Below are 8,039 nucleotides of genomic sequence, written 5' to 3'. Positions count from 1 at the left end.
CACGTGCTCGCGGACCTCGAACGGCCCCAGGGCACGCCGGTAGGCGTCGACGGAGTCGAAGCGGACGGTCAGGACCCACTGCCCGGCGTCCTCGATCGCCCGGCCCGCCTCACCCCCGCGGAAGGCCGGCCGGGCGGGGCGGCGAGAGTTCCAGGGCGCGGGCCACGCGCGCGGTGAACGCGGACTCCTCGGAGGGAGACACGCGGAAGCGGCAGACCAGCAGCACGGCGCGACGATAACGAACACGCCTACCATGTCGGGTGCGGCCTGTACGGCACAGCAGCGCCGGAGGGTGTGGCCGCCGCTCCGGAGGAACGGACGGGTCCACCACATGTCTGCCGCAGCCCAGACCACGCACGCCACCGGGAGTCGGCCCGGGCGCGGACGAACGAACCACCACCCGCGCCAGAGCCGGGCCCGACCCGCGACCCGCGCACGCTGGCCGCCGCGGGCGACCTGCGCGGGCACTCGCCGCGCCGGTCCGGATCGCCATCGTGCTGCAGCTGCTGGAACACTCGCGGTGCGTCCACGACCTGGTGGACGCGCTCGGGTCACCCAGCCCCTGATCAGCCAGCACCTGCGGGTCCTCAAGGCCGCCGGGGTGGTCGAGGGCGAGCGGAAGGGCCGCGAGGTGCTGTATTCGCTGGTGGACGACCACCTGGCGCACATCGTGGGGACGCCGTCGCCCACGTCGAGGAGGACACGTGACGGAGACGACCGGCCGGACGACGCGGCCGGCGGTCACCGAGCGGTCCACCGCCGGGCCGCGCGGCATCCGCCCACCCGGCAGCGGGCCGCCGTCACCGCCGCGCTGCTGGACCGGCTGGACGACTTCCGGTCCGCCCAGGAGATCCACGAGGAGCTGCGGCGCGCCGGCGAGGGCATCGGCCTGACCACGGTCTACCGGACCTGCAGACCCTTGCCGACGGCGGCGAGGTCGACGTGCTGCTGCGGGTCGCGTCCGGCGAGGCCGTCTACCGGCGCTGCGAGACCGAGCACCACCACCATCACCTCGTGTTGCGCCGGTGCGGCGCCGCCGTCGAGATCGAGGGTCCGGCGGTGGAGTCCTGGACCGAGTCGGTCGCCCAGAAGCACGGCTTCACCGAGGTGTCGCACACCCTCGAGGTCTTCGGCCTCTGCGGAGCGCTGCTCGGCGGGCTGAGACCGGGCTCAGTCCCCGCAGCGGGGACGGCGGGCAGCTCCCGGTCGCGGGCGAACGGGTCCGCCGGACGCGGGTCCGGGGTCGGCGCCCACCGGCCGTCGACGAGGGCGTAGGTCCAGGCCGGGCCGCGCCGTGCCAGATCGGTCAGCGCGTCGACCAGCCGGTCGACGTCGGAGGAGCCGGTGCGCAGGCCCAGCGACGCGCGCACGCGTCGCGGCCGCCGGTGAGCCGCGCCAGCAGCGGGTGGGCGCAGAAACGGCCGTCGCGGACCCCGATGCCGTACTCGGCCGACAGCGCCCGCCGCGACCAGCCCGGCGGACAGCTCGCCCAGGGTGAACGAGACGGTCGCGGTGCGGTCGCCCGCGTCGTCGAAAGCAGGACAGGGTCCGCAGGCCGGGGGACCGTCGCCAGGCCGGCGTGCAGGCTGTCGGCCAGCTCGCGCTCGTGGGCGGGCACGATGTCGTCGATCAGCGGGTCCAGGCTCCGGCAAGCCGCTCCGAGCGCGGCCACCGGCACGAGCACGTTCGGGGTGCCGCCCTCGTGCCGCTGCGGCGACGGCAGCCACTCCGTGACCGTGCGCCGCCCGGGCCGTCGGCGACGGACACGGATCGGACCGCTCCCCCGCCCGCGACGTGCGGGTCGGCGGCGTCGAGCCAGTCCCGGCGGCCGACGAGACCCCGGCGCCGTAGGGCGCGTAGAGCTTGTGCCCGGACAGCGCGACGTAGTCCGCGTTCCACCCGGCCAGGTCGACGCGCCGGTGCGGGGCGAGCTGGGCGGCGTCGACGCACAGCGGGCACCCGCGGCGTGCGCGATCGCGCGATCTCGGCGACCGGGAGGAGCTCGCCGGTCACGTTGGACGCCCGGTGACCGCGACCAGCGCGGCGTCGGGACGGGCGGCGAGCTCGCCCGCAACGCATCGAGCGTCGCCGCCACGGTGGCGGCGGCGGGCACGACGCGGTGCTCGCGGTCGCGCCAGGCCAGCAGCGTCGCGTGGTGCTCCAGGTCCAGGGTCACCACCGGGCGGGGGACGGCGCGGGCGAGCAGGCCGAGCGCGTCGGTGGTGTTGCGGGTGAACACCACGACGTCGTCGGCGCGGGCCCGGACGAACCGGGCGACGTCGGCGCGGGCGTTCTCCACGAGCGCGGTGCAGACCTTCGAGGTCAGCCGGCGCCGCGGTGCACGCTGCCGTGGTAGGGCAGCACCTCGGCGACGTGGGCAGCGACCGGCTCCAGCGCCGGCGCCGACGCGGCGGAGTCGAGGTCGCAGTAGCGGGCCCACCGGCCGTCGACGAGCGGGACCGTGAGGTCCGCACCGACGACGCGGGGCAGGGCGTGCTGGACGGGACGTGGCAGGGCGAGGGTCATGATCGGCCTCCGGCCGATCTCGGGGACCGGCGTGGCGCACGGATCCGCGCTTGCCGACTGCGGGTGTCGCGTCGGCCCGGTCATCACCCGGGGCACCCCACCGCGGAGGAGGGTTGCCGTCCAGCGAGCCGGGGCTTCGCGCTGGCACTCGTGACCTTCGGCGACGAAACTAGCAGACCGTCTCAGATGAGACACGTGAGCATCGCCACCCCGGATAGCGTCTGACCGATGGACGGACACGCACCCCGCGCCACCACGGTCCGGCGGATCGACGTCCCGGAGTCCGGCGAGCTGGCCCAGCTCGCCGCCGTCTTCGAGGACCTGCAGTACGTGCTGCGCTGCTGCGAGCACCTGGTCACCGCCCTGGGCGGGCCCGAGTCCGGGCCGGTGCGGGTGGACGCCGACCGGCGCTGGTCGAGGCCCTGTGGACCGGCGCCCTGATCGGCTACGTGCGGTGCTTCCGCCGGACGAAGACGCTGACCACCGACGACCTGACGTCGCTGGAGCTCGACGGGGACGTCAGCGGGTTCCACGACATGGTGTTCAAGCTCCGCGATCACTACGCCTCCCGGCACGTGAACCCGCGCGAGTCGTACTCGATCGGCGTGGCCCAGTCCAACGACGGGACGCCCCGGGGCGTCGCCGTCGTCTCCACCCCGCGCCCGCTCGTCGACGAGACGACGGTCCGGCTGCTCGGCCGGGTCGCCTACAGCCTGTCCGGCCTGGTGGACGCCGGCTGAAGAAGTCCCAGAACGACGTCCTCGGCGTCGCGCACGGGATGACCGCGGGCCAGCTGGCGGGGCTGCCGCTGGTGCACCTCGACGGCAGCGGCGAGGCGGCCCCGGAGGACGCGGTGACCCGGGACGGCACTCGGACGGCACCGCGGACGGCCCGGGGAACTGATCCCCGCCGGATGCATCATCCGGCGCACAGCGGCTACCCGGTCGGGACGCATCCCGACGAGAGGTGACCTCATGACCACCCGCACGACGACGTCCGACGCCGTCCGCACCGCCCTGCACGGCCTGGAGTTCCCCGCCGGCAAGGACGACCTGGCGTGGACCGCCGAGCGCAACGAGGCCGACGCCGCGACGGTCGAGGCCCTGCGGGCGGTGCCGGCCGAGGAGCACTACGCCTCGATCGCCGCCGTGGTGGCCGCCGTGGACCTGGCCGACGACGACCCGCGCGCCAGACCGCGGGCGACACCGCGGACGAGTCGGCCGAGGAGACCGAGCAGCTTCGCGCGCAGCGGCGCACCGAGCACACCCGTCCCGGGCTGTCGGAGTCCACGAAGGACGTGGACCCGGTCAACCCGATCGCCGAGGAGCTCGGCACCAACCGCAAGAAGTGACCCGCGCGGCCGGGGCGGGCACCGCCCCGCCGGCCGGTCAGCCGCCGACGAGCTCGGCCCGCATGCTCGACGCGGAGGACACGACGAGCATGAGCAGCGTCCCCATCGGACCCTCGCCCAGCCCGGCCGCGGGGAAGGCGTAGCGCAGCGTCACGTCCCAGCCGCGCTCGCCGCGCACCACCGGGGCGTGCCGAACAGGCCCTCCCCCACCCCGAGCCCGACCGACCCGTCGCGGCACGTCGTGCTCCGGGTCGGCGGAGTCCGGCAGGTCCCACGCCACGACGCAGGTCAGGTTGAGGACGGGCAGCCCCTCCTCCAGCTCGGTCCCCTGCACCACGCACAGCACGCCGCCGTGGGCGAAGGTCAGCGCGCCGTCGTCGGCGGCGGTGACGTCGTGGAACCGCTCCAGCGCACCCTTCGCGGTGGCGAGCATCCCGGTGATCACATCGGTGCTCACGGTGTCACCCCCGTCGCGGCGTCGCCCGTCGCGGCGTCCACGGCCCCGCCGAAACGCCGGTCCCGGCGTGCGTAGATCTCGATCGCCTGCCAGATGTGGCGCCGGTCGAAGTCGGGGAACAGCGTGTCCAGGAAGACCATCTCGGCGTAGGCGCTCTGCCAGAGCAGGAAGTTCGAGGTCCGCTGCTCCCCCGAGGGAGCGCACGAACAGGTCGACGTCGGGCATGTCCGGCTCGTCGAGGTGGCGGGCCAGCATCCGCTCGTCGATCTTGTCGGGGTTGATCCGGCCCTCGGCGGCGAGCCGGGCGATCTGGCGCACCGAGTCGACGATCTCGGCGCGGCCGCCGTAGTTGACGCACATGGTCAGGTTCAGCACGTCGTTGCCGCGGGTGCGCTCCTCGGCGATCTCCAGCTCCTTGATCACCGAGCGCCACAGCCGCGGGCGCGCCCGCCCAGCGGACCCGGACCCCCATCGCGTCCATCTCGTCGACGCGACGGCGGATGACGTCGCGGTTGAAGCCCATCAGGAACCGGACCTCGTCGGGGCTGCGCCGCCAGTTCTCGGTGGAGAACGCGTACGCCGACAGCCAGCGCACACCGAGGTCGATGCAGCCGCGGGCGACGTCCATCAGCGACGCCTCGCCCCGCTTGTGCCCCTCCGTGCGGGGCAGACCACGGGCGTTGGCCCAGCGGCCGTTGCCGTCCATGACGAGGGCGACGTGGCCCGGCACCAGCTCCGGCGGGATCGCCGGGGGCCGGGCACCGGACGGATGCGGGCGGGAGGCTGGAACGGCACGTCACCGACCCTACGTCGGGGCCGATGGCCGGGCTCGGCCGCGGTGGTCGGGCTCAGTCGCGCTGGTCGGGCTGGGGCCAGGCCGGCACGGCCGGGTCCTCCAGCCGCTCGATGGTCCTCGCGCAGCCGGCGCATCCCGCGGTGCCCGTGGACCCGGTCGACCTCCGACAGCGGTTCGGACTCGTCGGGCCGGATCACCGGCAGCATCGGGATGGCCGGCCAGGCGCCGTCCTCGGTGCGGGCCCGGACCTGACGCATCGCGCGGGTCGGCCCGTCCTGCGGGGACTCCGGCATGACCTCGGTGCGGGCGGCAGCTGCTGGGTGGGCGGCACCGGGATCCGCTGCGTGGCGGCCGGGAGACGATGGGTGCGAGCGGTGTGGTCGTCGTCCGGCGGCGGTGTGTGGGGTCGGTTCACGACTGCCTCTCCGACGGGGCTGGGGTCCCCTCGATCACAGGAGGATAACGAGACCGCGCAACCGGTTGCCTGTCCTGAGCGACGTTCACCCGGTGGAGTCGGCGGAAGCGCCGTGCGCCGCGACCGGCGGCACCGCGGCGGGCGGCGCACCGGGAACGTCAACCGCTCGACGAAGCATACGGGCCGCTCACGGCAGCCCGATCGGACACCGGGCCGATCGAACTAGTCGGACAGCGCGTCCGGAGGTGTCGGCGCACCGCCGTCCGGCGGTTCGGGGCGGTCCCCGGCGCACCCGGCGCGACGACGGCGGCGGGCCGGACCCGGGCGCGGCGGTCGACCAGGGGCAGCGAGCGCAGCTGGCGCTCCAGGTGCCACTGCAGGTGCGCCGCGACCAGGCCGCTGGCCTCCGCCGGGTCGGGGTGCCCGAGGCGTCGGCGGTGTCCCAGTCGCCGTGCAGCAGCGCCATGAGCAGCGCCACCGTCTCGGGGGCCGGGGGGACCGAGCCCGGCGGGCGGCAGCGCGGGCACACCATGCCGCCCCCGGCGACGGTGAACGACCGGTGCGGGCCGGGCGTCGCGCAGCGCGCACAGTCCGACAGCGACGGCGCCCACCCCGCATGGCTCATGGCCCGCAGCAGGAACGCGTCGAGCACCAGGGCCGGTTCGCGGGCGCCGTCGGCCAGCGCCCGGGTGGCACCGAGCAGCAGCAGGTAGACCCGCAGGCTCGGCTCGCCCTCCTCGGACACCAGCCGGTCCGCGGTCTCCAGGATCGCGCAGCCGCAGGAGTAGGCCGACCAGTCCGCGACGATCGCCGGCGCGAACGCGTCGACGGTCTGGGCCTGGGTGACCACGTCGAGCGTGCGCCCGGTGTAGCACTGGACGTCGACGTGGTTGAACGGCTCCAGCCGGGCGCCCCACCGCGACCGGGTGCGGGCGCACGCCCTTGGCGACCACCCGGATCTTGCCGTGCTGACGGTCAGCATCGTGATGATCCGGTCCGCCTCGCCCAGCTTCTGCACCCGGAGCACGATCCCGGTGTCGCGGTAGAGCTGGGCCACCCACCCAGTCTAGGTTCTCCTCAGAACCCAGCTTGCGCAGCTGCTTCGGGTCCCGCTGCCAGTCCTCGGCGATCTTCACGTGCAGGTCCAGGTGCACCCGGGTGCCCAGCAGCTTCTCGATCTGGCGACGGGCGTCGCTGCCGACCCTGCTTGAGCCGGGCACCGCCCTTGCCGATCACGATGCCCTTCTGGCTGGACCGCTCGACGTAGATGATCGCGTAGATCTCCAGCAGGTCCTTCTTCTCGATCGTCTCCTCGACGACGACGGCGATCGAGTGCGGCAGCTCGTCGCGCACGCCTCCAGCGCCGCCTCCCGCACGAGCTCGGCCACGAGCACGTCGGTCGGCTCGTCGGTGAGGTCGCCGTCCGGGTAGAGCTGCGGCCCCTCCGGCAGCAGCCCGACCAGCAGGTCCGACAGCAGCGATACCTGGAGCCCGACCGCGCCGAGAGTCGGCACGACCTCGGCGAAGTCCATCAGCGCCGCCACCTCGGTGAGCCGCTCGGCGACCTGCTCGGGGCGGGCGGTGTCGGTCTTGGTGACGACGGCGACCACCGGGGTGTGCGCGGCGATCCGGCCCAGCTCCTCGGCGATGAACCGGTCACCCTTGCCGACCTTCTCGTTGGCGGGCACGCAGAACCCGACGACGTCGACCTCGGACCACGTCTCGCGCACCAGGTCGTTGAGCCGCGACCCGAGCAGGGTCCGGGGCGGTGCAGCCCCGGGGTGTCGACCAGGACGATCTGGGCGTCCGGTCGGTGCACGATCCCGCGGATCGCGTGCCGGGGGTCTGCGGGCGCGAGGAGGTGATCACGATCTTCTCCCCGACCAGCGCGTTGGTCAGGGTCGACTTGCCGGCGTTGGGCCTGCCGACGAAGCAGGCGAACCCGGACCGGAAGCCCTCGGGCCGTGCGCCGGTCATGCCGCACCGAGCCGGTCGAGGATCTCGCGGCCGATCGGCAGCGCCGCCGTCGCCGCCGGGGACGGTGCGTTCAGCACGTGCAGGATCGAGCCGGGGCGGCCCGCGCCGTCCGGACCGGCCTGGTCGAGGAACAGGAAGTCGTCGACCAGGTGCCGTCGGCCTTCACGGCCTGGGCCCGCACCCCCGGCGCCTGCCGGGTGCAGGTCGGAGGCGGTGACCTCGGGCAGCATCCGCTGGATCTGGCGGACCATCGCGCGCGTCGACAGCGAGCGGCGGACCTCGCCGATGCCGTAGCGCCACAGGCGTGCGCGCCACCTTCACCATGCCCGGGTAGGTCAGCGTCCCCAGCAGCTCCTTCGGCTTGACCGTGCGCCAGTCGTAGCCCTCGCGGGCCAGCGCGAGCACGGCGTTCGGGCCGGCGTGGACGGTGCCCGTCGATGCCGCGGGTGGCGTGGACCCCGAGGAACGGGAAACGCCGGGTCCGGGACCGGGTAGATCAGGCCGCGGACCAGCGAGG

General features: G+C 74.5%; 7 protein-coding genes, 8 pseudogenes and 1 riboswitch. Of the genes and pseudogenes, 6 read left to right on the top strand and 9 right to left on the bottom strand.

The features are described 5' to 3' along the window. Positions 1–246, bottom strand: a pseudogene (locus tag KPL57_RS64350) (hypothetical protein); the annotation flags it as partial. Between the two features lie 89 nt (positions 247–335). Here KPL57_RS64350 and KPL57_RS64345 point away from each other — a divergent pair. Together KPL57_RS64345 and KPL57_RS64340 are read left to right on the top strand one after the other, a co-directional pair. Then, positions 336–708: pseudogene (locus KPL57_RS64345) on the top strand (ArsR/SmtB family transcription factor). A gap of 103 nt (positions 709–811) precedes the next feature. After that, positions 812–1,140: pseudogene (locus KPL57_RS64340) on the top strand (Fur family transcriptional regulator); the annotation flags it as partial. A gap of 166 nt (positions 1,141–1,306) precedes the next feature. On the opposite strand, the pseudogene KPL57_RS73690 reads toward KPL57_RS64340, so the two are convergent. From KPL57_RS73690 to KPL57_RS64325, 3 genes and pseudogenes are all read right to left on the bottom strand, one after another. Further along, positions 1,307–1,666, bottom strand: a pseudogene (locus KPL57_RS73690) (hypothetical protein); the annotation flags it as partial. 513 nt (positions 1,667–2,179) lie between these two features. Further along, positions 2,180–2,299, bottom strand: a pseudogene (locus KPL57_RS64330) (aminotransferase class V-fold PLP-dependent enzyme); the annotation flags it as partial. A gap of 23 nt (positions 2,300–2,322) precedes the next feature. Further along, positions 2,323–2,526, bottom strand: a complete 204-nt coding sequence (locus KPL57_RS64325) for a hypothetical protein (RefSeq protein WP_226359356.1) — start codon at positions 2,524–2,526, stop codon at positions 2,323–2,325. Between the two features lie 41 nt (positions 2,527–2,567). Then, a riboswitch (SAM riboswitch) is annotated at positions 2,568–2,682 on the bottom strand. A gap of 72 nt (positions 2,683–2,754) precedes the next feature. On the opposite strand from KPL57_RS64325, the gene KPL57_RS64320 reads away from it, so the two are divergent. The 4 genes and pseudogenes from KPL57_RS64320 (at position 2,755) to KPL57_RS69030 (ending at position 3,877) form a co-directional block, all read left to right on the top strand. Continuing rightward, positions 2,755–2,967 (top strand): hypothetical protein, encoded by a 213-nt coding sequence (locus tag KPL57_RS64320; protein WP_226359355.1) that lies wholly within the window; start codon positions 2,755–2,757, stop codon positions 2,965–2,967. 8 nt (positions 2,968–2,975) lie between these two features. Next, the gene (locus KPL57_RS64315) at positions 2,976–3,266 is read left to right on the top strand and encodes a hypothetical protein (RefSeq protein WP_226359354.1); all 291 of its coding nucleotides are present in this window, start codon (positions 2,976–2,978) and stop codon (positions 3,264–3,266) included. A gap of 234 nt (positions 3,267–3,500) precedes the next feature. Continuing rightward, positions 3,501–3,617 (top strand): annotated as a pseudogene (locus KPL57_RS73685) (DUF2795 domain-containing protein); the annotation flags it as partial. Continuing rightward, a complete protein-coding gene (locus KPL57_RS69030) occupies positions 3,584–3,877 on the top strand; it encodes a hypothetical protein (RefSeq protein WP_264200110.1) in 294 nt (97 codons plus the stop codon). The pseudogene KPL57_RS73685 and the gene KPL57_RS69030, both read left to right, overlap by 34 nt. 37 nt (positions 3,878–3,914) lie before the next feature. On the opposite strand, the gene KPL57_RS64305 is transcribed toward KPL57_RS69030, so the two are convergent. The 5 genes and pseudogenes from KPL57_RS64305 to KPL57_RS64285 all read right to left on the bottom strand — a co-directional run bounded on the left by KPL57_RS64305 (position 3,915) and on the right by KPL57_RS64285 (position 7,773). Further along, positions 3,915–4,310, bottom strand: coding sequence for a hypothetical protein (locus KPL57_RS64305; RefSeq protein ID WP_226359358.1), 396 nt, complete (start codon positions 4,308–4,310; stop codon positions 3,915–3,917). Between the two features lie 20 nt (positions 4,311–4,330). Then, positions 4,331–5,079, bottom strand: a pseudogene (locus KPL57_RS64300) (isoprenyl transferase). A gap of 653 nt (positions 5,080–5,732) precedes the next feature. After that, entirely contained in the window at positions 5,733–6,602 is an 870-nt protein-coding gene (gene recO / locus KPL57_RS64295) for a DNA repair protein RecO (RefSeq protein WP_226359357.1), read from the bottom strand. Positions 6,603–6,627: 25 nt separating this feature from the next. After that, positions 6,628–7,522, bottom strand: a pseudogene (gene era / locus KPL57_RS64290) (GTPase Era); the annotation flags it as partial. Further along, positions 7,519–7,773, bottom strand: a complete 255-nt coding sequence (locus tag KPL57_RS64285; RefSeq protein WP_226359353.1) for a hypothetical protein — start codon at positions 7,771–7,773, stop codon at positions 7,519–7,521. The gene KPL57_RS64285 and the pseudogene era, both read right to left, overlap by 4 nt. Between the last annotated feature and the right edge of the window lie 266 nt (positions 7,774–8,039).

The organism is Pseudonocardia sp. ICBG601 (genome assembly GCF_020496245.1).
This window is presented reverse-complemented; position numbering and strand designations above follow the sequence as displayed.

Bases quoted from the DNA above. Each gene is read 5' to 3' on its own strand.
- KPL57_RS64325 (WP_226359356.1), bottom strand. From the start codon at position 2,526: ATGACCCTCGCCCTGCCACGTCCCGTCCAGCACGCCCTGCCCCGCGTC.
- KPL57_RS64320 (WP_226359355.1), top strand. From the start codon at position 2,755: ATGGACGGACACGCACCCCGCGCCACCACGGTCCGGCGGATCGACGTC.
- KPL57_RS64305 (WP_226359358.1), bottom strand. From the start codon at position 4,310: ATGCTCGCCACCGCGAAGGGTGCGCTGGAGCGGTTCCACGACGTCACC.
- KPL57_RS64285 (WP_226359353.1), bottom strand. From the start codon at position 7,773: ATGGTCCGCCAGATCCAGCGGATGCTGCCCGAGGTCACCGCCTCCGAC.